Origin of the sequence: Azospirillum sp. RU38E, from assembly GCF_900188385.1 — a bacterium.
Classification (GTDB): domain Bacteria; phylum Pseudomonadota; class Alphaproteobacteria; order Azospirillales; family Azospirillaceae; genus Niveispirillum.
In genome coordinates, this window is the sequence record NZ_FZOI01000021.1 from 1 (window position 1) to 26,349 (window position 26,349).

At 65.1% G+C, this 26,349-nt stretch carries 26 protein-coding genes; 18 read left to right on the top strand and 8 right to left on the bottom strand.

All coding sequences use genetic code 11. From position 1 onward, the window contains the following. Positions 1-222 precede the first annotated feature (222 nt). From CHB97_RS22295 to panD, 9 genes are all read left to right on the top strand, one after another. Positions 223-1,857, top strand: coding sequence for a long-chain fatty acid--CoA ligase (locus CHB97_RS22295; RefSeq protein ID WP_089290229.1), 1,635 nt, complete (start codon positions 223-225; stop codon positions 1,855-1,857). Positions 1,858-1,976: 119 nt separating this feature from the next. Next, a complete protein-coding gene (locus CHB97_RS22300) occupies positions 1,977-2,495 on the top strand; it encodes a GNAT family N-acetyltransferase (protein WP_089290230.1) in 519 nt (172 codons plus the stop codon). A gap of 410 nt (positions 2,496-2,905) precedes the next feature. Continuing rightward, a complete protein-coding gene (locus tag CHB97_RS22305; protein ID WP_089290231.1) occupies positions 2,906-3,475 on the top strand; it encodes a DJ-1/PfpI family protein in 570 nt (189 codons plus the stop codon). Between the two features lie 151 nt (positions 3,476-3,626). Then, entirely contained in the window at positions 3,627-4,514 is an 888-nt protein-coding gene (locus tag CHB97_RS22310; protein WP_089290302.1) for an endonuclease/exonuclease/phosphatase family protein, read from the top strand. Beyond that, on the top strand, positions 4,489-5,253 hold the full coding sequence (locus CHB97_RS22315; protein WP_089290232.1) for a methyltransferase domain-containing protein: 765 nt from the start codon (positions 4,489-4,491) through the stop codon (positions 5,251-5,253). The genes CHB97_RS22310 and CHB97_RS22315 overlap by 26 nt, the downstream gene beginning before the upstream one ends. A 46-nt stretch (positions 5,254-5,299) precedes the next feature. Continuing rightward, complete coding sequence (locus tag CHB97_RS22320; protein ID WP_089290233.1) at positions 5,300-5,662, top strand: hypothetical protein; 363 nt, start codon at positions 5,300-5,302, stop codon at positions 5,660-5,662. A gap of 162 nt (positions 5,663-5,824) precedes the next feature. Next, positions 5,825-6,856: a TAXI family TRAP transporter solute-binding subunit gene (locus CHB97_RS22325; protein WP_089290234.1), complete on the top strand. Its 1,032-nt coding sequence runs from the start codon at positions 5,825-5,827 to the stop codon at positions 6,854-6,856. A gap of 52 nt (positions 6,857-6,908) precedes the next feature. Continuing rightward, positions 6,909-8,240, top strand: coding sequence for a thymidine phosphorylase (gene deoA / locus CHB97_RS22330; RefSeq protein WP_244559671.1), 1,332 nt, complete (start codon positions 6,909-6,911; stop codon positions 8,238-8,240). 45 nt (positions 8,241-8,285) lie between these two features. Continuing rightward, entirely contained in the window at positions 8,286-8,744 is a 459-nt protein-coding gene (gene panD, locus CHB97_RS22335) for an aspartate 1-decarboxylase (RefSeq protein WP_089290303.1), read from the top strand. 205 nt (positions 8,745-8,949) lie between these two features. Here panD and CHB97_RS22340 read toward each other — a convergent pair whose 3' ends face one another. Then, positions 8,950-9,582, bottom strand: coding sequence for a MarC family protein (locus CHB97_RS22340; RefSeq protein WP_089290236.1), 633 nt, complete (start codon positions 9,580-9,582; stop codon positions 8,950-8,952). A 402-nt stretch (positions 9,583-9,984) separates the two neighbouring features. Between CHB97_RS22340 and CHB97_RS22345 the strand changes: the two genes are divergently transcribed. The 3 genes from CHB97_RS22345 (at position 9,985) to CHB97_RS22355 (ending at position 12,490) form a co-directional block, all read left to right on the top strand. Beyond that, positions 9,985-10,686, top strand: a complete 702-nt coding sequence (locus tag CHB97_RS22345; protein ID WP_089290237.1) for a CoA transferase subunit A — start codon at positions 9,985-9,987, stop codon at positions 10,684-10,686. Between the two features lie 20 nt (positions 10,687-10,706). Beyond that, positions 10,707-11,381 carry a CoA transferase subunit B gene (locus CHB97_RS22350; protein ID WP_089290238.1) on the top strand — a complete coding sequence of 225 codons (675 nt, stop codon included), beginning with the start codon at positions 10,707-10,709 and terminating at the stop codon, positions 11,379-11,381. Between the two features lie 155 nt (positions 11,382-11,536). Next, on the top strand, positions 11,537-12,490 hold the full coding sequence (locus CHB97_RS22355; RefSeq protein WP_089290239.1) for an acetyl-CoA carboxylase carboxyltransferase subunit alpha: 954 nt from the start codon (positions 11,537-11,539) through the stop codon (positions 12,488-12,490). 592 nt (positions 12,491-13,082) lie between these two features. Here the strand turns inward: CHB97_RS22355 and CHB97_RS22360 are convergent. Together CHB97_RS22360 and CHB97_RS22365 are read right to left on the bottom strand one after the other, a co-directional pair. Beyond that, positions 13,083-14,465 (bottom strand): HAMP domain-containing sensor histidine kinase, encoded by a 1,383-nt coding sequence (locus CHB97_RS22360; RefSeq protein ID WP_244559672.1) that lies wholly within the window; start codon positions 14,463-14,465, stop codon positions 13,083-13,085. Continuing rightward, the gene (locus tag CHB97_RS22365) at positions 14,452-15,138 is read right to left on the bottom strand and encodes a response regulator transcription factor (protein ID WP_089290240.1); all 687 of its coding nucleotides are present in this window, start codon (positions 15,136-15,138) and stop codon (positions 14,452-14,454) included. Before CHB97_RS22365 ends, CHB97_RS22360 begins: the two co-directional genes overlap by 14 nt. 568 nt (positions 15,139-15,706) lie before the next feature. On the opposite strand from CHB97_RS22365, the gene CHB97_RS22370 reads away from it, so the two are divergent. Beyond that, positions 15,707-17,191 (top strand): DegQ family serine endoprotease, encoded by a 1,485-nt coding sequence (locus CHB97_RS22370; RefSeq protein ID WP_089290241.1) that lies wholly within the window; start codon positions 15,707-15,709, stop codon positions 17,189-17,191. Positions 17,192-17,258: 67 nt separating this feature from the next. Here CHB97_RS22370 and CHB97_RS22375 read toward each other — a convergent pair whose 3' ends face one another. Beyond that, positions 17,259-17,954 carry a tRNA-uridine aminocarboxypropyltransferase gene (locus CHB97_RS22375; protein ID WP_089290305.1) on the bottom strand — a complete coding sequence of 232 codons (696 nt, stop codon included), beginning with the start codon at positions 17,952-17,954 and terminating at the stop codon, positions 17,259-17,261. 44 nt (positions 17,955-17,998) lie between these two features. On the opposite strand from CHB97_RS22375, the gene CHB97_RS26550 reads away from it, so the two are divergent. Beyond that, a complete protein-coding gene (locus tag CHB97_RS26550; protein WP_160106175.1) occupies positions 17,999-18,163 on the top strand; it encodes a hypothetical protein in 165 nt (54 codons plus the stop codon). Beyond that, complete coding sequence (gene map, locus CHB97_RS22380) at positions 18,163-18,996, top strand: type I methionyl aminopeptidase (RefSeq protein ID WP_244559673.1); 834 nt, start codon at positions 18,163-18,165, stop codon at positions 18,994-18,996. The genes CHB97_RS26550 and map overlap by 1 nt, the downstream gene beginning before the upstream one ends. Before the next feature lie 236 nt (positions 18,997-19,232). Here the strand turns inward: map and meaB are convergent, their stop codons facing one another. Continuing rightward, the gene (gene meaB, locus CHB97_RS22385; protein ID WP_089290242.1) at positions 19,233-20,225 is read right to left on the bottom strand and encodes a methylmalonyl Co-A mutase-associated GTPase MeaB; all 993 of its coding nucleotides are present in this window, start codon (positions 20,223-20,225) and stop codon (positions 19,233-19,235) included. A gap of 197 nt (positions 20,226-20,422) precedes the next feature. On the opposite strand from meaB, the gene CHB97_RS22390 reads away from it, so the two are divergent. Next, complete coding sequence (locus CHB97_RS22390; RefSeq protein WP_089290243.1) at positions 20,423-20,788, top strand: PilZ domain-containing protein; 366 nt, start codon at positions 20,423-20,425, stop codon at positions 20,786-20,788. A gap of 4 nt (positions 20,789-20,792) precedes the next feature. Here CHB97_RS22390 and CHB97_RS22395 read toward each other — a convergent pair whose 3' ends face one another. Further along, positions 20,793-22,658: an ABC transporter ATP-binding protein/permease gene (locus CHB97_RS22395; protein WP_089290307.1), complete on the bottom strand. Its 1,866-nt coding sequence runs from the start codon at positions 22,656-22,658 to the stop codon at positions 20,793-20,795. 187 nt (positions 22,659-22,845) lie between these two features. Between CHB97_RS22395 and upp the strand changes: the two genes are divergently transcribed. Next, entirely contained in the window at positions 22,846-23,490 is a 645-nt protein-coding gene (gene upp, locus CHB97_RS22400) for a uracil phosphoribosyltransferase (RefSeq protein ID WP_089290244.1), read from the top strand. A gap of 137 nt (positions 23,491-23,627) precedes the next feature. Further along, complete coding sequence (locus CHB97_RS22405; protein ID WP_089290245.1) at positions 23,628-24,362, top strand: hypothetical protein; 735 nt, start codon at positions 23,628-23,630, stop codon at positions 24,360-24,362. A 46-nt stretch (positions 24,363-24,408) separates the two neighbouring features. Here the strand turns inward: CHB97_RS22405 and CHB97_RS22410 are convergent, their stop codons facing one another. Together CHB97_RS22410 and CHB97_RS22415 are read right to left on the bottom strand one after the other, a co-directional pair. After that, positions 24,409-24,990 carry an ActR/PrrA/RegA family redox response regulator transcription factor gene (locus CHB97_RS22410; RefSeq protein WP_371333133.1) on the bottom strand — a complete coding sequence of 194 codons (582 nt, stop codon included), beginning with the start codon at positions 24,988-24,990 and terminating at the stop codon, positions 24,409-24,411. Between the two features lie 36 nt (positions 24,991-25,026). Then, positions 25,027-26,328 (bottom strand): ActS/PrrB/RegB family redox-sensitive histidine kinase, encoded by a 1,302-nt coding sequence (locus CHB97_RS22415; RefSeq protein WP_089290247.1) that lies wholly within the window; start codon positions 26,326-26,328, stop codon positions 25,027-25,029. Positions 26,329-26,349 lie beyond the last annotated feature (21 nt).

Here is a 26,349-nt window from a genome sequence, read left to right on the forward strand (position 1 = left end):
GACGACGACCGACCTCTGTGCCGACGGCGCTCCCATAAGAGTAACACCAGTTTCATCAACGGTGGGTCCGCGAAGTCGGTGAAAACTGATACCAAATGGCGACCGTCCCCCTGCAAGCGGGGAAATGGAACAAGCGTTTAAATTTACCCTGGAAAAAGCGTTCCCACGGCCCCACTCTATCCCTCAGCAAAGCCAAAAATAACGGCACTGGGAGGATAGCGTATGTTGCAGGGTTTGATGATGGACCGGCCGCTGCTGACGACCGGTCTGCTGCGCCATGCGGCGCAGAATTATGGCGACCAGATCATCACCGCGCGTTTCGCCACGGAGGCACCGCACAGCTATTGCTGGCGTGATGCCTGGGTCCGCACGCAGAAACTGGCAAATGCGCTGACATCCCTGGGCGTAGCGGCCGGGGATCGGGTGGGCACCCTGGCCTGGAACGATCACCGGCATCTGGAGCTGTATTACGCCCTGCCCGGCATCGCCGCCATCTGCCACACCATCAACCCGCGCCTGTTCCCCGATCAGATCGTCTATATCATCAACCATGCTGAGGATCGCTGGCTGTTCATCGATCCGATGTTCCTGCCGCTGCTGGAACAGCTCTGGCCCCGCCTGACGGGGGTGGAGGGGGTGGTGCTGCTGGCCCCGGCCGCCGCCATGCCGGCCAGCAGCCCGATCCCCCGCCTGCTCTGTTACGAGACGCTGCTGGCAGACCAGCCGGACAGTTTTGACTGGCCGGAATTCGATGAGAATACGGCCTGCGGCCTCTGCTACACCTCCGGCACTACCGGCAACCCCAAGGGCGTGCTCTACAGCCATCGTTCATCGGTGCTGCACGCCTTCGGCGTGATTGCCGGCCTGGGCGTGCGGGCTCGTGACAATGTGCTGGTGGTGGTGCCTTTGTTCCACGCCAATGCCTGGGGCTATCCCTATGCCGCCGCCATCATCGGGGCCAAGCTGGTGCTGCCCGGCCCCCGGCTGGATGGCAAAAGCATCTATGAATTGATGGAGACGGAGAAGGTCACCGTCTCCTCCGGTGTGCCCACCGTCTGGCTGGGGCTGCTGGCGCATCTGCGCAGCAGCGGCGCCCGCTTCAGCAGCCTGAAGGCGGTGACGGTGGGCGGATCGGCCATGCCGCGCGCCATGCTGGAGGAATTTGAAAGCCACGGCATCGACTGTTTCCAGGGCTGGGGCATGACCGAACTGTCGCCCGTCGGCAGTATCGGCACCCTGTCCCCGGCCGAGGCGACCCTGCCGCTGGAACAGCAGCACGATGCCAAGATGCGGGCGGGGCGCCCGATCTATGGCGTGGAAATGCGCATCATCGGGCCGGATGGCACCGAGCAGCCGCGCGACGGCAGCGCTTACGGCGAACTGGTGGTGCGCGGCCCCTGGATCACCAAGGCCTATTACAAGGACGAGAAGGCCAATAACGGCGCCTTCACCCACGATGGCTGGTTCCGCACCGGCGACGTGGCGGTGATCGGCCCGGACGGGGCGATGAGCATCGTTGACCGGGCCAAGGATGTCATCAAATCCGGCGGCGAATGGATCAGTTCCATCGATCTGGAAAATGCCGCCATGGGCCATCCGGCAGTGCAGGAAGCCGCCGTGGTCGGGGTGCCGCACCCGAAATGGGTGGAACGCCCCCTGCTGGTGGTGGTGCGCAAGCCGGGGCAGAGCGTGGAACGCGCCGAGCTGATGCGTTTCCTGGAGGGGGAAGTTGCCAAATGGTGGCTGCCCGACGACATTGTTTTTGTCGAGTCGCTGCCGCATACCGCCACCGGCAAATTGCTGAAAACCGATCTGCGCCAGCGCTTCCGCGATCATCCGCTGCCCGCTGTCGGCTGATCCCGCCGCCGACGCCGATGGGAAAGGGTTTCCCTGACCTGTGAAGCAGTTCACATGTCAGGGCCGGGCAGACGCGCTATGCGTGTAGCCTGTTATGGTCCTTCCCCATTCGGTGTCAGATGCTGGACGCGCTTGACGAAGATCTCGCGGCCTTGCTGGCCGCCCGGTTTGAACGATTGTCTGTGCAGATCGCCCTGCCCAGCGACCGGCCCGCCCTGCGCCGCATCATCCATGCCGACGCGGAAGAGATGCTGAGCAGCACGCCGCCGGCCGCGCGCGGCATGATGATCACGGTCCAAGTGGAAGGTCGGCTGAACCTGTACCGGCGCGGCCACCCGGAAGCCGTCACCCTGCTACTGTTCAACAAGGGGGAGCCGGTGGGGCTGGTGGTGCTGGACCGCCATGCCAGGGGGCGGATGACCCTGCTGGAACTGGTGATCCTGCCCGCATTGCGCGGCCAGGGGCTGGGGGCGGAGGCATTGCGCGCCATCTGCGCCCTGGCCGATATGGCGGGGGACAGCATCACCACCGCCATCTTCTATGACAACCCCGCCACCGGCATGTTGCAGCGTGCCGGTTTCATGGCAGAGCGGGAGGATGGTCTGGATCTGGTCATGGTGCGGCGCCCCCAGCGGTAAACGGCCGCAAACCAGCCGAAAAAATCGCCCAACCAGTGCGGGACCGGCCTTCATTTCCCGCACAGCTGCCTTCGGGATGGCTGCCCTACCTGAATTGCGGATTGACGTTGCGCCGCCAAAAGGCCAATTAGCGCGTCATGCAGAAAAAGACGTAAACCGCCCCCGTTCCCAGGCTGGAGCCGGGGGGTGCCATGGCCGCCCCACCCCGCAATTGCCGGGTGGGAACAGATCGGCCGTTCGGCCCATATCCCCAATGGCCACCGGCCGCGCGGGCATCGGCGCTAATTTCGGCATGACGCGCAATTTGTGCCACGGCCCGGCCGTGGCATCGCCGTCCCGTCTTCCCTGTCCACCCCAAGGGGGCATGGCAGCCGAAGACCCGGACGGCCCAACTTGAAGGAGACGAGACCTTGACCGATCAACTGCTTGCCGGAAAGAACATTGCCATCCTCGTGGCCAACGGCTTCGAAGAGCTGGAAATGACCGAGCCGCAGCGCGCGCTGCTGAAGGCTGGCGCCAAGCCGAAGATCATCTCCCCCGAGCAGGGCCTGGTGAATGGCTGGCATGGTTCCGCCTGGGGCCATTATTTCCCGACCGACCGTCATGTCGGTGACGTGCTGGCCGCCGATTTCGACCTGCTGGTCCTGCCGGGCGGTGACCGTTCGGTGGCCAAGCTGGCCAGCAACCCGCACACCCGCCGCATCATCGGCAGCTTCATGGATGCCGGCAAGGGCGTCGCCGCCTTTGGCCGTGGCGTGGAGCTGCTGGCCGTGGCCGACCGCGTGAAGACCCGCGTTGTCACCGGCCCGGAAAGCGTGAAGCCCGCCCTGGAAGCCGCTGGCGCCACCTGGTCGGAAGACGCCATCGTCGTTGACCGTTTCCTGGTCACCGCCCAGTCCAACGAAGAAATGGGCGAGATCATCGAGACGATGATCCGCACCTTCGTTGCTGCTGGTGAACAGCGCAAGCAGGCTGCCTGATCGGTCTGGTCACCATCGCCCGTGCTGAACGGGCGATGGCTGCTTCAAAGGCGTCCGGCTCCGGCCCGGACGCCTTTTTTATGCGCAGCCGCGGCGCGACATGCCATGGAATGGCGTTATGATGCTGTTTACCCAGCACCGGAAACGCCGCATGACCCAGCCGCCCAGCCCCCGCCGCATCGCCCCTGCCATCGCTTTGCTGAACCGGCTGCGCGGCCGCCGGGGGCTGGACCAGCCGGGGCGGAAGCCGATTCCCGATGAACGGCACCAGACCCTGCCGGATGGCCATCTGCCCCTGCATATCGCGTCCTGGAACATCCATTCCAGTGTCGGCATCGATGCCCGTTTCGCCCCCGACCGCATCGCCCAGGTGATCCGGGGGCTGGGGGTGGATGCCATCGGCCTGCAGGAGGTGGGCTGGCACCATCGCGGGGAAATGGGGCTGGACCAGTTCGCCTATCTGGCCGAACAGACGGGGATGCGGGCGCTGGCAGCCCCCACCAAGCACCACCGCAGCGCCCATTATGGCAATGCCCTGCTGACCCGGCTGCCGGTCAAGGGGGTAGACCCGATCGACCTGTCGCAGCCGATGCGGGAACCCCGCGGCGCTCTGGCAGCAAGGCTGGAACTGGCGCCGGGGGTGGAGGTGCGGGTGATGGTGGCGCATTTCGGGCTGGACCCGTGGGAACGCAATGCCCAGGTGGGCCGCATCCTGGCCTATCTGGATCGGGTGCCGCCGCTGCCCACCCTGTTCATGGGCGACCTGAATGAATGGCTGCCGTCCGCCCGCTGTCTGCGCCGGCTTTCCGCCCGCCTGCCGGATTGCGCCGCCCCGCGCAGCTTTCACGCCAAGTTGCCGACGCTGCGATTGGATCGTATCTTTGTTTCGTCCGATCTGCGTCTGGCCGGGTACGGTGTCGTCCGCACCCGCCAGACGCGGCTGGCATCCGACCATCTGCCGGTGCGCGCCCTGATCGGCGTGCCGGCGGCACAGGCAACAGCAAAGGGGCATCATGGCCTGGAATCCAGCACAATATGAGCTTTTCCGGGCGGCCCGCGAACGGCCGGGCCTGGACCTGCTGGCCGCCATCCCGCCGCTGGAACCTGAACAGATTGTCGATCTGGGCTGCGGCACCGGTTATCTAACCCGGCTGCTGGGGCAGAATTATCCCCGCGCCCGTGTCACCGGCGTGGATAATGATCGGGCCATGCTGGCCAAGGCGGCGGCCGAACCGTCCGGCATCATCTGGGAACTGGGCGATGCCGCGCAATGGCGGCCGGGCCGGCCGGTTGACCTGATCTTCTCCAACGCCGCCCTGCACTGGCTGCCCGATCATCACGCCCTGTTCCCGCAACTGGCCCGCGCCCTGGCGGCCGATGGTGTGCTGGCGGTGCAGATGCCGCGCAATTTCAACGCCCCCTCACACCGGATTTTGCAGGAACTGGCGGCCGACGGCCCCTGGGCAGCGGCGTTGAAAGGGGCGCTGCACCATGAAGCGGTGCAGGCAGCCGATGCCTATTACCGGCTGCTGCGCCCGCATTGCCGGCAGATTGATATTTGGGAGACGGAATATCTGCACATTCTGCCGGGCACGGACCCGGTGCTGGAATGGGTGAAGGGCACCACCTTGCTGCCGGTGATGGCGCGGCTGGATGAGGATATGGCCGCCACCTTCCGCGACCTCTATGCCGAAAGGCTAAGGGCTGCCTATCCGACAGAGAGGGATGGCAACACCTTGTTCCCGTTCCGCCGACTTTTTATCGTGGCGGGGAAGTGAGGGGCAACAGCACCGCTGCTGAACAATAACGGGAAGGGGATGGCGAATGGCTCTCAACGTGTTCGAAGTGGCGCTGTACGCCATGATCCTTTCCGGCGGTCAGGCCCCGCTGACCTGTGAACGGCACGAAGCCGCCACCCCGGTGGTGAAATGCAGCAATGGTGCCGTGGCAACGGAGGATGAGGAAGGGCGCATCCGTTATATGGACGGCACCACCGTCTATAAGGGCCAGAACGGTGCGCTTTCCTTTTCCAACGGCATCAGTTCGCACTGGGGCAGTGCCGGCTGGGTGCAGTTCACCAACAATGTTTCCGTCCGCCGCACCGGCAACAATAATTTCAAAAGCAATGGTGGCCTGACCTGCCGCCCGCTGTCCGATGACCGTGCAACCTGCGACAAGGCGGGGTGATGGGACACACAACGCCCGGCGCGAAACTTTACAAATCCTGAAGCGCCATTGTGATATCCGACCGATAGCGGGAGATTGCTGCCATCCGCTGGCGGCATTTGACTTCCCCTTGGGTTCCGGGCGATCTGGGCCAACTTTGGCTGTGCCCGGCGTTTTGCACCCATGTCCCGTAAATCCTGGCTGATCCTTCCCCTTTGCCTGCCCCTGGTGGTGGGGCTGGCCGCTCTGGCACGTGCGCCGGCCGATCCCGATCTGGTGGTGCGCTATCTGCGCATTGGCGTGGTGGAAACCGGCGAGCGGGGCTTTGACATGGGCGCCTCCCTGGCCGCCATGCTGTCACGCCCGCCCGGAATGCCGGCCTGCGCCGATGATCGGGCCTGTGGTGTGCCCGGCATGGTGGCGCTGGCCCAGGCACAGGCGCGCAGCGCCGATATCGTCGCCGATGTGGCCGCGGGCCGTCTGGAAACCGGGCTGGTGCCGGCCGACCGTGTCTATGCTGCCCGCTGCCAGTCCGCCAACCCCGACAGCATCACCATTCTGGGGGAAATGTATGACGAGGCGCTGCATGTGCTGGTGCGCGCCGATGCCAGGGCCGACAGCATTGCCGGGCTGAAGGGCAAGCGCGTGGCCATCGGCCCCGCCGGCAGCCCTGCCCGCCTGCTGGCCGAGCGTATCCTGTCCGCCCACGGGCTGCGCCGTCAGGATATCCGTGCCGTGGAACTGGTGGGGGAAGAGGCGCTGGCAGCGCTGGCCGGCGGTCAAGTGGATGCGCTGTTCCGCATCGCCCCCGTCCCCGATGCCGCCCTGGCCGACCTGACCGCCCATGGTGACGCTGCGCAACTGCGCCTGTTGCCGGTGGCGGGGGAGGCGGCGGGCCGCCTGTCCGGCCTGCATCCGTTCGGTTCTGTCGGCCGCATCGGTGATGGGGTCTATCCCGGCATCCAGGGCGTGGATACATTGATGCAGCCGGTGGTCTGGATCGCCGGCCCGGCGGTGGACAAGGATCTGGCCCGCGCCCTGGGACACGCGCTGACCAGCACCCCCAACCGCGCCGCCCTGCAGAAGGGCGGCCGGGATGTGCCGTTGCTGCGGCCGGTGGCGCTGCGCATGTCGGCGCCGCTGCATCCGGGGCTGGACGGGTTCTACCGCGTGGACCCCATCACCATGGCGTGCCCGCGCGGTGGCCCGCGCTAGGGGGGCCTGCCCGCACGGGTGGCCCGCGCTGAAAATTGAAAAGGGTGAGGCATTGAGCTTTTTTCTGCCGCAGGAGATCATCCGCACCAAACGCGATGGCGGTGCCTTGACAGCGGCCGAAATCGCCGCCTTCGTCACCGGCATCGCCGATGGCAGCGTGTCGGAGGGGCAGGCCGCCGCTTTCGCCATGGCCGTCTATCTGCGCGGCATGGAACTGCCCGAACGTATCGCCCTGCTGCGCGCCATGACGGCATCCGGCAGCGTGCTGGACTGGCAGCCCGATGCCCTGCCCGGCCCGGTGCTGGACAAACATTCCACCGGCGGTGTCGGCGACAAGGTCAGCCTGATCCTGGCCCCCATCATCGCTGCCTGCGGCGGCTTTGTGCCGATGATTTCCGGGCGCGGGCTGGGTCATACCGGCGGCACGCTGGACAAGATGGACGCCATTCCCGGCTATGTCGGCCAACCTGACACGCCCTTGCTGCGCCGGGTGGTGGCGTCGGTCGGCTGTGCCATTGTCGGCGCCACGGCGGATATCGCCCCGGCAGACCGGCGGCTTTATGCCATCCGCGATGTCACGGCCACGGTGGAAAGCGTGGACCTGATCACCGCCTCTATCCTGTCCAAGAAGCTGGCCGCCGGGCTGGGCGGGCTGGTGCTGGATGTGAAATTCGGCTCCGGCGCCTTCATGCCGGAATATCCCCGCGCCGAAGCGCTGGCCCAGGCACTGGTGCAGGCCGCCAAGGGGGCGGGCCTGCCCACCGTCGCACTGCTGACCGATATGGATCAGGTGCTGGGCGACAGTGCCGGCAATGCGGTGGAGGTGCGGGAATGCCTGACCCTGCTGACCGGCGGGGCCCGCGATGAACGGCTGTGGCAGGTGACGCGGGCGCAGGCCGCCGAACTGCTGCTGCTGGGCGGGCTGGCCGCCGATCTGGCCGACGCCGAAACCAAGGTGACCCGCGCACTGGACAGCGGGGCCGCCGCAGAGCGTTTCGCCCGCATGGTGGCGGCCTTGGGCGGCCCGGCGGACCTGCTGGAACGGCCGGATGCCTATCTGGCCCAGGCCCCGGTGACCCTGCCGGTCTGGCCCCTGGAAGAGGGGTTCCTGGCGGCCCAGGATGTGCGCGCCATCGGGCTGGCCCTGGTGGGGCTGGGCGGCGGGCGGGTGCGGCCCAGCGACGGCATTGATGCCGCCGTCGGCCTGACCAACATGGCCCCGCTGGGCGTCAAGGTCGGGCGGCAGGAAGATCGGCCGCTGGCCCTGATCCACGCGCGCAGCGCCGATGCAGCGGCAGAGGCCGCCAGCACCATTGCCAAAGCCTGCCGGATTTCCCATACCATCGTCACCAACCGGGCACCGGTCGCCGGCCGCATCGGCTGAGCACCGGAAAGCCCCGCAGAACATTCCAGGGAAATGACCGCCACCATGATCAAGATCGTCCGCGCCAAGTTCCACGGTATCCGCGTCACCGGCGCCGATCTGAACTATCACGGCTCCATCACGCTGGACCCGGAACAATGCGCCCTGGCCGGCATCTATCCGCTGGAATTCGTGGAGATCTGGAACAAGAGCAGCGGCGCCCGCATCTCCACCTACGTGATTTTCGGCGAGCCGGGCTCCAAGGCCTGTGTGCTGAACGGTGCGGCCGCCCGCACCTGCCAGAAGGGGGATGAGGTGATCATCGCCGCCTCCGCCAGCATCACCCCGGACCAGCTTTACAGCATCAAGCCCAAGGTGCTGACCTTCCATGCCGATAACAGCGTGGACCGGGTGCTGGAATATGATGTGTTCAAAGGCCCGGAACGCGATTTCGACTTCCGCACCCTGGACATCACCGAAGGCCGCGATGCCGCGGTGGAACTCCAGGTGCCGATCAAGAATTGAGTTGGGGGTTGGGGACGCTCTGAAACGATCCGGCTTTTCCCGCGACTGAGCGTTTATCGGCATCAGATTGAGGCATCCCCCACCGTCACCCCGGCGCAGGCCGGGGTCCAGAATCAAGGGCACCATGCTCTACGAAACTGGACCCCGGCCTGCGCCGGGGTGACGGGAGTGATAGCCATTCCGGTTCGATTTAAACCAGCCCCCCCTACTTGATAATCCCGCTCTCAATAATCCCGTCGATGACGAACTGACAGGCCAGCGCCGTCAGCAGGATGCCCAGCACCCGGTTAATCACATTGATCCCGGTGACACCCAGCAGCTTGGATACCTCGCCCGCGAACAGCAGGCAGACCAGGGTAGACAGCAGCACCAGCGCCAGCACCCCCAGCACCGCCACCTGCATCAGCGGATCGCCCTGAGCGCGGCCCATCAGCAACACGGTGGAGGTCATGGCCCCCGGCCCGGCGATCAGCGGAATGGCCAGGGGGAAAACAGAGATATCGGCGCGGTGCCGCGCCTCCTGCTTTTCATCTTCCGTGGCGGTGCGCAGGCCGCTTTCCCGGGCGAACACCATTTCAATGGCCACCAGCAACAGCAGAATACCGCCAGCAATACGGAAGGCCGCCGTGCTGATGCCCAGCGATTTCAACAGCAGATCGCCGACAAAGGCGAAACCGAACAGCAGGATGGTGCCGATGGTCACGCCCTTGATGGCCGTGCGCCGGCGCAGCCGGGCATCCATGCCCGCCGACAGGCCGGCAAACATCGGCCCCAACCCGATCGGATCGATGGTGACAAAGAAGGCGATAAAGGTGGAAAGCAGGAAGTCGGAGGACATTTTCAGGGGCACCAAGGCTTAAAAAGCTGCTGTAACGCCAAGCCCCCTGCCCTGTCCACCCACCGGACAAGCAGCCGTCCCATGCCCTGCGGCTTTGGCACGCCCCCTCAATCGCCGGGCGGCGGCTCCGCCGCCTTGGCTCACGCGGCACGTGCCGCGCGGCGGCAGTCGCCGCCGTCCCTTCGGCCATCATGATGACCGAAGGGATCAGGCAGCAATCTATCGCATAACAAGTTATCCACAGCAAATTCATCAATGGATGAATTGTTGGCACTGTGTCAGATTGACAGGGTGCGGACCTGAGCATATCCCCATCCATGGCAGGTGGGTGGTAGAATGCCCGCGCAGCCGCAACCCGATGAATTGACCGGGCCAACGATAGGGAGGCCGACAGGAGATCCGATGAGCAAGAAGGTCTATCCTGATGCCGTCGCCGCCTTGGCGGGCGTATTGCGCGACGACATGACCATCATGGCCGGGGGCTTCGGCCTGTGCGGCATTCCCGAAAACCTGATCGCCGCCATCAAACTGTCGGGCGTGAAGGGCTTGACGGTGATTTCCAACAATGCCGGCGTCGATGGCTTCGGCCTGGGCCAGTTGCTGGAAACCAAGCAGGTCGCCAAGATGGTCTCCTCCTATGTGGGGGAGAACAAGCTGTTCGCGCAGCAATATCTGTCGGGTGAGCTGGAGCTGGAATTCAATCCACAGGGCACGCTGGCCGAACGCATCCGCGCTGGCGGGGCGGGCATCCCCGCCTTCTTCACCAAGACGGGTGTGGGCACCCTGGTGGCGGAAGGCAAGGAACTGCGCCAGTTCGATGGCGAGACCTATGTGATGGAAAGCTGGCTGCGCGCCGATCTGGCCATCGTGAAGGCCTGGAAGGGCGATACCGAAGGCAATCTGATCTATCGGAAGACGGCGCGCAACTTCAACCCGATGATGGCCATGGCCGGCAAGATCACCGTGGCGGAGGTGGAGCAGCTGGTCAATGTCGGCACCATCGACCCCGACCATGTGCATACGCCGGGCATTTTCGTGCAGCGCATCATCGAGGGCAGCCACGAGAAGCGCATCGAACAGCGCACCACGCGTAAGCGCGACTAAGGGCAAGGGAGAAACGGACCATGGCTTGGACCCGCGATGAAATGGCCGCCCGCGCTGCGAAGGAACTGCGCGACGGTTTTTATGTCAATCTGGGTATCGGTATCCCGACCCTGGTGGCGAACTATATCCCGGCCGGGATGCATGTCACCCTGCAGTCGGAGAATGGCATGTTGGGCATGGGCCCCTTCCCGTTTGAGGGGGAGGAGGATGCCGACCTGATCAATGCCGGCAAGCAGACCATCACCGAGCTGCCCTACAGCAGCTATTTCAGCAGCGCTGACAGCTTCGCCATGATCCGTGGCGGCCATATCGACCTGTCTGTGCTGGGCGCCATGCAGGTGGCCGCCAATGGCGATCTGGCCAACTGGATGATCCCCGGCAAGATGGTCAAGGGCATGGGCGGCGCCATGGATCTGGTGGCCGGCGTGAAGAAGGTGGTGGTGGTGATGGAACATTGCGCCGTCGACAAGAAGACGGGTGCGTTGGAACCCAAGCTGCTGAAAGCCTGCAACCTGCCGCTGACCGGCACCCGCGTGGTTGATCTGGTGGTGACTGACCTGGGCGTGTTCAGCATCGACAAGCATGGCCACGGCAAGCCGACCCTGATCGAACTGGCCCCCGGCGTGACGCTGGAGGAAATCAAGAGCAAGACGGAAGCCGAGTTCGACGTGGCGGAAAGCCTGTTCGCGGCCTGACAACAAGGCCCCCCGGTGGCAGACCATGCCGCCGGGGGGCCGTTTTTCCCGTCTCTTTGGCGTTACACCACAGCCCTGCACATGAACAGGGTGGCCCCCCGCCGATAGCTGTGTTAAGCAGCCGACTTCGTCAAAGGGCAGAATCCATCACCCCGATGCACTTCCTTGAATTTGAAAAGCCGATCGCGGAACTGGAATCCAAGATCGAGGAACTGCGCCATCTGGCCGATGGCGGCGACCTGAACATCGCCGACGAGGTCAAGAAGCTGCAGGACAAGGTGGACAAGCTGCTGCGCTCCACCTACGCCAAGCTGACCCCGGCGCAGAAGGTGCAGGTGGCCCGCCACCCGAACCGGCCGCATTGCCTGGATTATATCAACGCGCTGATCAGCGATTTTACGCCCCTGGCCGGTGACCGGCTGTTCGGCGAAGATCGCGCCATTGTCGGCGGGCTGGGCCGTTTCCGGGGCCGTTCCGTGGTCGTCATCGGCCAGGAAAAGGGCAACGACACCGAAAGCCGCGTGCGGCACAATTTCGGCATGGCCAAGCCCGAAGGGTATCGCAAGGCCCAGCGCCTGATGCAGATGGCCGACCGGTTCCATCTGCCGGTAATCTCCCTGGTTGATACGGCCGGCGCCTTCCCCGGCGTTTCGGCCGAGGAGCGTGGTCAGGCGGAAGCCATCGCCAAATCGATTGAAACCTGTCTGCGCCTGAAGGTGCCGATGGTTTCCACCATCATTGGTGAGGGCGGGTCCGGCGGGGCCATCGCCATTGCCGCCGCCGACCGCGTGCTGATGCTGGAACATTCGATCTATTCGGTGATCTCGCCCGAGGGCTGTGCCGGTATCCTGTGGCGATCCGCCGCCAATGCCGCCGATGCCGCCCAGGCCCTGCGCCTGACCGCGCAGGATCTGAAGGATCTGGCCGTCATTGACCGCGTGGTGCAGGAACCCATCGGCGGCGCCCATCGCCGCCGGGAAGAAACCATCCATGCGCTGGGCAATGCCATTGAAGACGCGCTGGAAGGGCTGCGCGGGGTGGATGGCGGCACGCTGCGCCATAACCGCCGCCAGAAGTTCCTGGATATGGGTCAGAAGGGCCTGAGCTGATCCGGTAACGGGCCGGCTGTGGACTCAAGCAACCGATTCGGTTATAGTCGGAGGCAGGTGGAACGGTATTGCGAGTACCGTCCCACCCACTCCTAGGCCCGGCCCACGCTGATGATGACGTGCAATACACGCCGCCGCCAGACGGGGATACGGAGCACCAGGACCCACGACATTTTCTGCATGTCGTCACCTCCGAGTACGGCGGGCCGGCCTATTCCGGTCCGCCGTTTTCATTTCTGCATGACATAAAAGAGAAAGCCAACAGGGTTTCCCGTTGAAGGGGAGTGCTGGGTGGAACTGGCTGACTGTGGACTCAAGCCGCCGATTCGGTTATCGTCGGAAGCAGGTGGGACGGTACTCGTAATACCGTCCCACCCACTCCTAGGCCCGGCCCACGCTGATGACGACGTGCAACACACGCCGCCGCCAGACGGGGATCCGGAGCACCAGGAGCCACGACATTTTACCCATGTCGTCACCTCCGAGTACGGCGGGCCGGCCTATTCCGGTCCGCCGTTTTCATTTCTGCATGACATAAAAGAGAAAGCCAACAGGGTTTCCCGTTATGGGGGAAATCCCCTACCCTCTTCCGTCACCCCGGAAAGCGCAGGCTGACGCGCAGGCCGGGGTGCTCCATGCCAGGGCGGTGATCGTCCAGCAGCAGGTCAGCATCATGCAGCCGGGCAACAGCGGCCACCAGCGACAGGCCCAGCCCATGGCCCGGCGTGCCGCGATGCGCCTCCAGCCGGACAAAGCGTTCCAGCACCTTGTCCCGCTGGTCAGCGGGGATGCCCGGACCGTCATCGGCCACGCTCAACAGCGGCCGCCCGCTGGCCAGATCATGGCCGGCCGCCACCTGCACATGCCCGCCGGGACTGGCGTACTTCACGGCATTTTCCACCAGATTGCTGGCCAGTTGGGCCAGCAATTGCCGGCTGCCGCTGACACTGACCGGATCGGCATTAGCCAGTTCCAGGGTCAGGCCCTTTTCCTCCGCCAGCGGTTCGTACAGTTCCGCCACTTCCGCCACCAGGGCGGACAGGTCCACCGGCTCGAAATCCGCCCGCGCCCGCCCAGTTTCTGCCGCCGCGATGGTCAGGATGGCGTTGAACACGCCCAACAGCCGGTCGATCTCCGCAATTGCCTGTTCCAGCGTGGCTGCCTGGGCATCCGGCAGGTCGGGTTCCAATTGCGCCAGTTCCAGCCGGGCGCGCAGGCGGGACAAGGGGGTGCGCAGATCATGCGCCACATTGTCGGTCACCTGCCGCATCCCCAGCATCAGCCGCGCAATCTCATCCAACATGCGGTTCAGCTTGGTGACCAGCCGGTCGATCTCATCGCCTGATCCCGTCACCTCCAGGCGGTCGGCGAAGGAACCGGCGGTGATGCGGTCGATGGTGCGGTTGATCTTCTCCACCCGCTCCGCCACCCGCCGGCTCATATAGACGGCCCCGATGACGCCGATGACCAGGGCCAGGGAGACGGCCCAGATCATGCCCAGCAGAATCTGGCCGCGCAGCAGGTAACGGTCGGTCATGTCATGCCCGACCAGCAGCCAGCCCAGATCATGCACCGGCAGGATGATGGCAACGGCAGAGCGTTTGCGCCCCGGCTCCCCCCGATTCTTGATGTCGAATTCGATCCAGCCGGCAGCCGTATTGGGCAGCGGCCAATTGGCCAGATTGCCGGCGATGATCTCCCCCGTCGGGCTGGCGACGGCATAGATCATGTCGGTGCGGTGGTCCCCTGCCCGCTCAGAGATCAAGCGCAGCAGGCCGATCCGCCCGCGATCATTCATCGCGTTGGACAGTTCCTGCACCTCCCGCAGCACGGTTTCTTCCGTGTGGCGGTTGATGAAGCCGGCCGTGAACCAATAGACCACGGCCAGCACCACCACCACCGACAGGATGAACAGCCCCATATGGAAGGCTGCCAGCCGGAAGGTGGTGGTGCGAAGGAAGCTAAACCGGCTCACGCAGCGAATATCCCGCACCACGGACGGTATGGATCAGCGGCACTTCATGATCCTTGTCGATCTTCTGGCGCAGCCGGGCGATATGCACGTCGATCACATTGGTCTGCGGGTCAAAATGATAATCCCAGACATTTTCCAGCAGCATGGTGCGTGTGACCACATTGCCGGCATTGCGCAGCAAATATTCCAGCAACTGGAATTCGCGCGGCAACAGGTCCACCGGCTTGGCCCCGCGCTTCACCGTGCGGGCCAGCAGGTCCATTTCCAGATCGGCGATCTGCAATTTGGTGACGGGGCCGCCGCTGCCGGCCCCCTTGGTGCGGCGCTGCATCACCTCCAGCCTGGCCAGCAGTTCGGCAAAGGCGAAGGGCTTGGTCAGGTAATCATCGGCCCCGGCGCGCAACCCCTTGACCCGGTCATCGACGGAGCCCAGCGCCGACAGTACCAGGGCCGGGGTGTCATTGCCGGTGGCGCGCAGCACCTCCAGCAGGGACAGCCCGTCGCGGCCGGGCAGCATCCGGTCCACCACCAGCGCGTCATAGGGTTCTGAGGCGGCCAGGAACAGCCCGTCGCGGCCATTATCGGCATGATCGACCACATGCCCGGCCTCTTTCAAGCCCTTGGTCAGGTAATCGGCGGTGGCGCGGTCGTCTTCGATGACAAGGATCTTCATGATCGGACCAGTCTAGCCTCTCTGTCGCATGACGCCAACGTGATCTACTCACGGGCCAGATTCCCTGGCATACGGCGGCGACCGCCGCCGCGCGGCACGTGCCGCGTGAGCCAAGCCGCCGGAGGCGGCGCCCGGCGCCTGAGGGAACTTATATAAAGAAAAGGGCCGGGCGGTTGGGGAACCGCCCGGCCGCCAGGCAGGGGTAATGGGAATAGAGAGACAGGGATGGGCCGCCGGAAACGTTCGGGGTGGGGTGTGTTTCCGGCGGCGCCAGGATCGGGGGGCGAGGGGAAGTGGGGGACTGTGGGGTTGCCCGCCGATCCATGAGACCAACCTAACCCCGGCCCCGTGACAGCCCCCTTTCACGAAGATGAACAAAGTTTCATCCAATCGGGCCTTGAAAACGGGCAGAACAAAACCTGGGGCAGCCACTGCCCGGATGACAGAATTTTCATCGGCCTGACAGATCGGCGTTGGCCACCTTCTGTCAGGATGCGTTCATCGAAATAGCCACCACCGCCGGCCAGCGCCGGCCCTGATGGTGGCGTAACAAGAATGGAGCAGACAGATGACCGTCCGTAAGACCGGGGCTCTTCGGCGCAATATGGGCGCCGCCCTGTTGGCCGGCACCGCCCTGCTGGGCGGCTTTGTGCCAGCCTTCGCCCCCCAGGCCTTCGCAGCCCCGTCGGAAGTGATGGAAAAGGGCGGTGTCGCCGATCTGGTGGAGCGTGTGTCGCCCGCCGTCGTCACCATCACCGCCGCTAAGAATGCCCCCGACCGTCCGGTGATGCGCGACATGCCGCCGGGCTTTGAAGAATTCCTGCGCCGCTTCGGGGTGCCCGGCCTGCCGGATGGCCAGGGCGGTGGCAATGGCGGCGGTGGCCGCGCCCCGCAGGCCCGCGCCCTGGGTTCCGGCTTTGTCTTTGACGCCTCGGGCTATGTCGCCACCAACCGCCATGTCATCGCCGATGCCGATGAAGTGACCGTCACCTTCCAGGATGGCACCGAACGCGCCGCTGAGATTGTGGGCGAGGATGAGCGCACCGATCTGGCCGTGCTGAAGGTGAAGGCCGACAAGCCGCTGGCCGCCCTGAAATTTGCCGACAGTGACAAGGTGCGCGTGGGCGATGTGGCGATTGCCGTGGGTAACCCGTTTGGCCTGGGCGGCACGGTGACCGCCGGCATCGTGTCGGCCCGCAGCCGCGCCATCGGCTCCGGCCCCTATGATGATTACCTGCAGCTGGATGCCTCCATCAACCGGGGCAATAGCGGCGGGCCGACCTTCAACATGGCCGGCGATGTCATCGGCATCAACACGGCCATCTTCTCCCCCAATGGCGGTTCGGTCGGGATCGGCTTTGCCATCCCGTCCAACATGGCCAAGCCGGTGCTGGAGACGCTGAAGCAGAACGGCAAGATTGATCGCGGCTGGCTGGGCGTCAGCCTGCAGCCCATGACCAAGGAACTGGCCGACAGCCTGGGCCTGCCCAAGCCCGAAGGCGCCCTGATTGCCGGCGTGGAAGCGAAGAGCCCGGCGGAAAAGGGCGGGCTGAAGGCCGGTGACGTGGTGCTGTCCGCCGATGGCAAGCCGATGAAGGACACCCGCGATCTGGCCCGCCATGTCGGCATGGTCAATCCCGGTGCCAAGGTGGATCTGAGCGTCTGGCGCGATGGCAAGGCGCGTGACCTGAAGATCACCGTCGCCCAGGCCCCCACCAGCCCCGACCAGCGCATCGCCCGTGGCGGTGCCGCCAAGGAGGAAGGCACAGAGGTGGCCGGCCTGAAACTGTCCAGCCTGAACGACCAGTGGCGGGAACGCCTGCAACTGGATGAGGATGTCAGCGGCGTGGTGGTACTGGATGTGCCGGGTGATGTGGAGGGTCTGCGGGCCGGCGATGTGATCCAGTCGGTCAACAATACGCCGGTTGCCAAGCCGGCCGACGTGTCGGCCCAGGTGAGTGCCGCGGCCAAGGCCGGCCGCAAGAACGCCCTGATCCAGGTGCGCCGGGGCGATGCCAGCGCCTTCCTGACCATCCCGGTCAAGCCCATTTGATCCGGCCGAACGCCGGGGTCCTGCGAAAGTACCCCGGCGTTCAGGTTATTTCAGCCGCCGCAGCGGCTCAGCCCTCCGCCACCGGGGCCGGCTTGGCACCGGGACGGCGGCGGCGGTTGCGCCAGCGCTTCAGCAATTCCTCAAACGGTTCCAGCAGCCGTTCCTGCAAACCGGGATCGCCTTCCAGCTTGCCGAAGACAAAGGCCCCGGCCTCCAGGGTGGAGACGCTTTCGCGGCGCGGTTCCTTGCGCACGGTGCCATAGGCAGAGCGGAAATCCGGGTGGATGACGATGCGCCGCAGCTTCAGCAGCCAGGCATTGCGCCACCACAGGGTCTTGGCCTGGCTCCAGGTGCCGTCGATCAGCACAATGCCTTCCAGATCGGCCAGGATCAGGTCGCTTTCCGGCGACACATCCTTGCGGCCGAACACGGCAACGCCGCCGCGCGGTACCTTGGCCACCTCTTCCTTGCTGCCCATATGCAGCACGCCCCAGCGCTTGGGATCCACCTGCCGGCCCAGCACCTTGGACAGGGAGGGCCAGGAAAGGCCAACCTTCACCACAGAGCCTTCAATCTGCCCGGACAGCAGACGGGCCGTACCCAGCTCCACATCCTGTTCCTGCGGGTGTTGCAGGATCAGAAGCTGAAGGCGGGTCTTCTCCGGCTCCAGCTCGGCGCACAGGCAAAGGTCTTCCGGCTTGCCGCAGATGCGGCAGGGTTCCGGCGGGGCGGGCGGGGGCGGCAGGATCAGGTCGTCGGTCATGATGGCGTGAACCATAGCGCAGGTGCCGGCCGGTTTCATCGAAAATGGCCCTGCCCTGGCTGCTGCCCGGCCCTGCGCCCGGCCGCATGGCGCCTCCCGCCCTGGCGGGGGTTGGACGCGGTGGCGTGGCGCGTGTAAGGTCGCAGCAGAAGGAAGATGGCCGGCTGGGCAAAGCCGGCCTCGGTATAGCAGAGAGCAAGCAGACGTGATGACCGACAGCGATATGGCCGACGATTATGAAGAGCGGCGCCCCATCAAGATCCACAAGCCGGAGGATTTCGAAGGGATGCGCCGCGCCGGCCGTCTGGCGGCGGCGACGCTGGATTATATCACCCCCTTCGTCGTGCCCGGTGCCGTGACGGAGGAGCTGGATGACCGTATCCTGCAATACGTGATCGACAATGGCGGCACGTCCGCCACCGTCGGCTACAAGGGCTATACCAAGGCCTCCTGCATCTCCATCAACCATGTCGTCTGCCACGGCATTCCAGGGCCCAAGCGGCTGGTCAGCGGCGATATCACCAATATCGACGTCACCGTTATCGTTGATGGCTGGTTCGGCGATACCAGCCGCATGTATCTGGTGGGCGATGTGGCGCTGAAGGCGCGCCGGCTGGTCGATGTCACCTATGATGCCATGATGCGCGGCATTTCCGTGGTGAAGCCGGGGGCCACGCTGGGCGATATCGGTTTCGCCATCCAGTCCTATGCCGAAAGCTTCCGGTATTCCGTGGTGCGGGATTTCTGCGGCCATGGTCTGGGCCGCGTGTTCCATGATGCACCGTCGGTGCTGCATTACGGCCAGAAGGGCCGGGGGGCTGTGCTGGAAGAAGGCATGTTCTTTACCATCGAACCGATGATCAATGCCGGCGGCTATGCCGTGAAGGTGCTGTCGGACGGCTGGACCGCCGTGACGCGGGACAAGAGCCTGTCGGCCCAGTTCGAACATTCCATCGGCGTCACCAAGGATGGGTTTGAGATTTTCACTCTGTCGCCGGCGGGTTATACGAAGCCGCCTTATACCAATCCGCCTAAAGGTTGAGCTTTAGGCGGATTGGAGGCCGGCGACCGCCGGCCCGCCGCACGTGCGGCGTGAGCCAAGGGCGCGGATGCGCCCGCCCGGCGACTGAGGGAACAAAAATCTTCCTGGATCGGTCACGATCAAGGGAGATTGGTATTATGCCCATCAGCCTTGATCGGAACCCATCCCTGAGCTTTGAGGACAGGCTGCTCCCCTCCGCATGGATTGGGGGTAAAAAAGCAGTCTGTTGACCGCCTCTACCCCCGCCGGAACAGGGCCAGCAGACGCTTGGCCGCCGCACCGGGGGTGATGGCGGCGGTGGCGGTGGCGCGTTCCAGGCTGGGTAACTCACCCCGCACCGCCGGTTCCGCCTTGAAGGCATCGATCAGGCTTTCCTCAATCTCGCTCCACATCCAAGCGCGGGCCTGTTCGGCCCGGCGGCGGGCAATGTCGCCGGAACCTTCCGCCCCCAGCAGGCGGCGATAATCGCCGATCTGCTCCCAGACCGCATCAATGCCCCGCCCCGTCAGGGCGGAACAGGACAGCACCGGCACCCGCCACAGCGGGTTGACCGGGCGCAGCAGCGACAGGGCATGGCGATATTCCGCCTCCGCATGGCGGGCGGCGGTGGCCAACTCACCATCGGCCTTGTTGACCACGATCATGTCGGCCAGTTCGACAATGCCCTTCTTGATGCCCTGCAGCTCATCCCCGCCGGCAGGGGGCAGCAGCAGCAGGAACAGGTCCACCATGTCGGCTACCGCCGTTTCCGACTGGCCCACGCCCACCGTCTCCACAATCACCACATCAAAGCCGGCGGCTTCCACCAGCAGCATGGCTTCCCGCGTGCGCCGTGCCACCCCGCCCAGCGTGCCGCCGGCGGGGGAGGGGCGGATGAAGGCGCGCGGGTCGCGCGACAGCAATTCCATCCGCGTCTTGTCGCCCAGGATGGAACCGCCGGTGCGCTGGCTGGTGGGGTCGATGGCCAGCACGGCCACCTTCAGCCCCTGGGCAATCAGATGCAGGCCAAACGCCTCAATAAAGGTGGATTTGCCCACCCCCGGCACGCCGGTAATGCCAAGCCGCACCGCATTGCCCGTATCGGGCAGCAGGCTGGCCAGCAGATCATCGGCCAGCGCCCGGTGATCGGACCGCGTGCTTTCCACCAGGGTGATGGCCTGGGCCAGCGCGCGCCGTTCGCCACGGCGCAGCCGGTCGGCAAGATCGGTGGGGGGCAGGGCATCCGGCATTGGGGCATTCCATCGGCAACGGTGACGAACAGGGCCTATCCCGGATAGTGCGACAGGCCCGCTGGATCGTCAAATCGGCAGGGGGAACGGGCAGGTGATATGCCCATCGTACATGTGTCCAAAGGTCCGGTTTTCCGATCCGTGCTCACGTGCGATTCTGGAGTCGGTTCGATATATTGGATAGATGAGGCCAGGTCATGGAGATTGCGGCCAATTCCCCCTTCACCGCCCCGGCCCCGCCCCGCCCGCCATCCTGGCTGGGCCGGCTGCTGCGGCGTGACCGATCCGCGCCCAAACATAGTTTTGGCGATGGGCATGTCACGGTGGCACAGCAGCGGCTGGATCTGGTTGATCTCAGCCTGGGTGGCATGTGCGTGGCGGGATATCGCGGGCTGCTGGATCAACAGGACCGGTTCGGCTTCCGCCTGACGGTGGAGGGGGTGGAGGTCGGCGGCGAAGCCATCGTCGCCTGGCGGCGGGGCGACCGGATGGGTGTCGCCTTCTATGCGCTGGGGATTGAGGCGCAACAGGTTCTGTCGCGCTTCTCCGGGAAGAATCCGTAACCGGTTACGCTTCCAGCTTCGTCTCTGCCCGGTTCACCCCTTCCTGCTGCCGCGCCCACAGCGCGGCATAGGCCCCGCCCTGGGCCAACAATGCGGCGTGGTTGCCGCGTTCCACGATCTGGCCGGCATCCAGCACGATGATTTCATCGGCATCCACCACGGTGGACAGACGATGGGCGATCACCAGGGTGCTGCGCCCCCGCGCCGCATCGGTCAATGCAGCCTGGATTTCGCGTTCCGTATGGGTGTCGAGCGCGCTGGTCGCCTCGTCCAGAATCAGGATCGGCGGGTCTTTCAGCAGGGTGCGGGCGATGGCCACGCGCTGTTTTTCCCCGCCGGAGAGTTTCAGGCCGCGTTCACCCACCATGGTGTTCCAGCCATCGGGCAGCGCCTTGATGAAATCCAGGATTTGCGCAGCGGCGGCCACCCGCTCCAGCTCCGCCTCGCTGGCATCGACCCGGCCATAGGCGATGTTGTAGCGGATGGTGTCGTTGAACAGCACCGTATCCTGCGGCACGATGCCGATGGCGGCGCGCAGCGATGCCTGGCTTACCTGCCGCACATCCTGATCATCAATCTCCACCGCGCCACCGGTCACGTCATAGAAGCGGTACAGCAGGCGGGACAGGGTGGATTTGCCGGCCCCGGTGGGGCCGACCACGGCCACGGTACGCCCAGCCGGTACGGTGAAATCGATGCCTTTCAGGATGGGCCGCCGCTTGTCATAGGCGAAATGCACATCGCGGAAACGGATGGCGGCCCCGGCCGTCACCAGCGCCGGGGCGCCCGGCTTGTCCTCCACCTCCCGATCCACGGTCAGCAGTTCGAACATCCGCTCCATATCATTCAGCGATTCCCGGATGCCGCGATAGACGAAGCCGAAAATATTCAGCGGCTGGTAAAGCTGCAGCAGATAGGTGTTCACCAGCACGAAATCGCCGATGGTCAACTGGCCTTTGATGATGCCGGTCGCCGCCATCCACATCACCGCCACCACGCCCACGGCGATGATGATGCCCTGGCCGATATTCAGCAGCGACAAGGATGCCTGGGTCCGGACCGCCGCATCCTCATAAACCCGCAGGGCCTTGTCATACCGGTTGGCCTCAAACAGCTCATTGCCGAAATACTTTACCGTCTCGTAATTCAGCAGCGTGTCGATGGCCTTGGCATTGGCGCTGGTATCGGCATCCAGCATCGACCGGCGGATGCGGGTACGCCAGTTGGTGACGGTGATGGTGTAGCCGATATAAAGCGCCACCGTGCCGAAGGTGACAGCGGCAAAGCGGAAATCGAACAGTTTCCACAGGATGCCCGTCACCAGCAGGATTTCCAGCAGCGTCGGCAGCACGTTGAACAGCGAGGTGCTGAGCAGGCTGTCAATTGCCTTGGTACCGCGTTCCACCACGCGCGACAGCCCGCCCGTCTGCCGTTCCAGATGGAAGCGCAGCGACAGGGCGTGCAGATGGCGGAAGACATTCAATGCTGCCACCCGCATGGCGCGCTGGCTGACCCGTTCGAAAATCGCGTCGCGCAGTTCGCCGAACGCCAGGCTCAACACCCGCGCCAAGCCATAGGCCAGGATGAAGCCGATGGGGATGGCAACCGCCGGGTTGGCGGCGGCCGCCTGGGCCAGCCCGTTGCCGGACAAGGCATCCACCGCCCCCTTGTACCAGATGGGCACAGTGACATTGGCGCCTTTGGCGACCGCCAGGAACAGCAGCGCCAGCACCACCCGCAGCTTCATGGCCGGCTGTCCCGCCGGCCAGAGATAGGGCAGCAGGCGCTTCAACACCTGCCCATCGGTCAGGCGGGTGCGGTTGGCGCGATCGGCAGCGGAATTGCCATTGGGGCGGTCGTGACGGCGCATGGAAACCGGGGGTCTGGGAAAGGCGGGGGGTATGGGGCGTTGAATATGGGGGAGATCGCCGCCCGGCACAGCCCATCCGCCACGCGCGTCAGCCGCCCCGGCAAAGCATGGGGCATCGTCACCGCTGACGCGGCCGGCCGGGGCGGTTATGGTAGCGACAATCATCCTTTCTTGCCAGGAACCGGCCATGACCCGCGACTTCCCCAATCTTCATGTGCTGACCCATCCGCTGATCCAGCACAAGCTGTCGCATATGCGCGACAAGGGCCGGTCCACCATGGGCTTCCGCCAGTTGCTGCGGGAAATCGCCCTGTTGATGGGGTACGAGATCACGCGCGACCTGCCGATGACGACGGAGCGCATCGAAACCCCACTGGCGACCATGGATGCCCCGGTGATCGAAGGGCGCAAGCTGGCCGTGGTGCCCATCCTGCGTGCAGGATTGGTGATGGCGGAAGGGCTGTTGGAACTGGTGCCGGCGGCGCGCGAAGGCCATATCGGGCTGTACCGTGACCATGACACCAAGCGCCCGGTGGAATATCTGGTGAAGCTGCCGGACCCGGCGGGCCGCATCTTCATCCTGGTCGATCCCATGCTGGCCACCGGCTATTCCGCCGTTCATGCCGTGGATGTGCTGAACCGCCATGGCGTGGCCGACAGCCAGATCCGCTTCATGGCGCTGGTCTCGGCCCCGGAGGGGGTGGCGGTGTTCCACCAGCATCACCCCGATGTGCCGGTCTTCACCGCCGCCCTGGACAGCCATCTGGATGCCAATTCCTATATCGTGCCCGGCCTGGGCGATGCCGGCGACCGGCTGTTTGGCACGAAATAGGGCGGGTGGTGAGGGGCGACGCCCGGCCTATTACCCCTGAATTATCCCCTTCCGGTCGTATTTCCGCCACTGGGGATGCGCTACTCTCCCCTCTCAACGGCGGGTGCGGAACCCGCTGACGATAAGGAGAGAATTCCATGCGCCGCCCCGTTGCCCTGTTCGCCCTGTCCGCCGCCATGCTGGCCCTGCCGTTGGCAGCATCGCCCGTCTGGGCGCAGTCGGCCCCCCTGGTGGTGGCCCCGGCACCCGTATCCGATAATGTGACGCTGAACCTGGCGGTGGAGGAATGGGTGAAGACGGAAACGGCGCGCGTCACCCTGGTGGTGGATGCGGCCAGCAACGGGGCGGAAAATTCCGGCACCCTGCGCGCCGATATCCTGAAGGCCGTTGCTGGCATCGCCGACAAGGCGGAATGGCGCATCACCGCCATGAACCAGCAATCGGACAGCGCCGGGCTGGAACGCTGGCAGGCGACGCTGGAAGCCCGCCTGCCGGAAAGCCAGTTGGGCACCCTGGCCGACCGTACCAAGAAGGCCAGCCGCCCCGGCCTGCAGGTGCGCGTGGGCAATGTCGCCTTTGAACCGACGCTGGCAGAGACCGAGGCGGCCCGCGCCAAACTGCGGGAGCAAATCTATGCCAAGGTGAATGACGAGGTGAAGCGGCTGAAGGCGGCCTTCCCCAACCGGGAATACCGCGTCGGCCAGATCAATTTCGCTGAAACAACCAATATGATGATGAAGCTCAGCCGCGCCAATGTGCACATGGCCCCGGCCCCAGCGATGGAAGCCGATGTGATGGCCGGCGTGCAGGACAAGATGATCGTCACGGCCGATATCACGCTTTCCAGCTTCGCCAAACAGCCGGCCCCATGATCGGTCACCCCAGCGGCCGGTGACCCGGCCGCTGGGGTGGATCCCGTCACGCCTTGGGGGCGTGCTTGTTCAGGATGCGCTGCAGGGTGCGGCGGTGCATTTTCAGCCGGCGGGCGGTTTCAGAGACATTGCGGTCGCATTGTTCAAACACCCGCTGGATATGTTCCCAGCGCACCCGGTCGGCCGACATTGGGCTTTCCGGCGGGGGCGGCAGGGGGCCATCGGCCAGCAGGGCCGCTTCCACCGCATCGGCATCGGACGGTTTGGGCAGATAATCCACCGCGCCGAACTTCACCGCCGCCACGGCGGTGGCGATATTGCCATAGCCGGTCAGCATGACGATGCGGGCATCGGGCCGCGCGTCGCGCAGCGCCTTCACCACATCCAGGCCCGACCCGTCGCCCAGCCGCAGATCAACCACGGCATAGCGCGGCGCACTTTCATGCGCCACCTCGATACCCATATTGACGGTATCCACCGCCACCACATCAAAGCCCCGGCGCTCCATGGCGCGGGCCAGACGGATGCGGAAGGGCGCGTCATCATCCACGATCAGCAGGCTGCGCGAGGCATCGCCCGTGAAGGTCAATTTCGGCTGGTCCCCGGAGAGCAGGGCTTCATCGCTCATCATTCGGACTTTCTGCTTCGATCCTGAAAGGGGGTTCTACACCGTGAAGGTGGGATGTTTCCAGCGGATGGCAACCATGGCCCCACCCGATCTACCATTCGCATAGGTCACCACAGCGCCGGAACGTTCCAGCAGTGTCTGTGCGATGAACAGGCCCAGCCCCATATTGCCCGCCGCCTCCCGCGCCGCAAGGGTGCGCCCGCTGACATAGGGTTCACCCAACCGGGGCAACAGGGCCGGCGGATAGCCCGGCCCGTCATCCTGCACCGTCAACGCCACGCCCGGTGCCGTCCAATCCACCGTCACCAGCACGCGCGAGGCGGCGAACTGCATGGCGTTCTGCAGGATATTGGCCATGCCATGCACCATTTCCGGCACTGGCTGCACATTGGGGGTGCCATCCTCCGGCTCGTTCACATTGACGACTTCCAGGCTGATGCCGGGGCGGAAATAGGGGCTGGCCGTCGTCTCCAACAAGGCGGCGATGGGCACGAACGGTTCCGCCCCGCCCCGGTCACCTGGCCGGCGTGACAGTTCGGCCAGAATGTCGCGGCAGCGCGCCACCTGGCTTTGCAGCAGGGCCACATCTTCGGCAATCGGGCTGTCGGGTGGGGTGTCGCGCGCCAGTTCCTTGGCCACCACGGCGATGGTGCCCAGCGGGCTGCCCAGCTCATGCGCGGCCGCCGCCGCCAGGGCGCCGACGGCCGAGGCGCTCTGCGCCCTGGCCAGCGCCTCCTGGCTGGCATTCAGCGCCATGGACAGCCGCCGGGCGCCATCCGCCACCTTATAAAGATAGCCGGCAATGAAGCCGGCCGACATGGTCAGCGCCGTCCACACCCCGAAACGATAGACCGGCGGCAACCCCGCCTCCGTCTGGCCGGGCCAGGGCAGCGGCAGGGCGGTCAACGCCAGGGTGGTGAAGCAGAGCACGGCCAGGGCCACCAGCATGGTCACCGCCTCCCGCCCCAGGGTGCTGGCCGCCACGGTCAGCGGGGCCAGCATCATCACGGCGAACGGGTTGTCCAGCCCGCCGGTCAGATAGAGCAGCACGGCCAGTTGCACCATGTCATAGGCCAGATAGAAGGCCGCATCGCGGTCACCCAAAAAGGGCTGGTGGGCCAGGCGGCGGATGGCGAACAGGTTGATGATCACCGATACCGCCACCGCCGCCACCGCAAAGGGCAGGGGTAAAGGCAGGTGCAGGCCCAGTGTCACCGTGGCCAGGGTGATGGATTGGCCCAGCACCGCGATCCAGCGGATGGTCAGCAGGGTGCGGGCACTGACCCGCCCCTCATTGCCCGGCAGCTGCGGATGGCTATTCGGGGTTGCTTCACTCATCCCTTTGTCCCACCATTATCA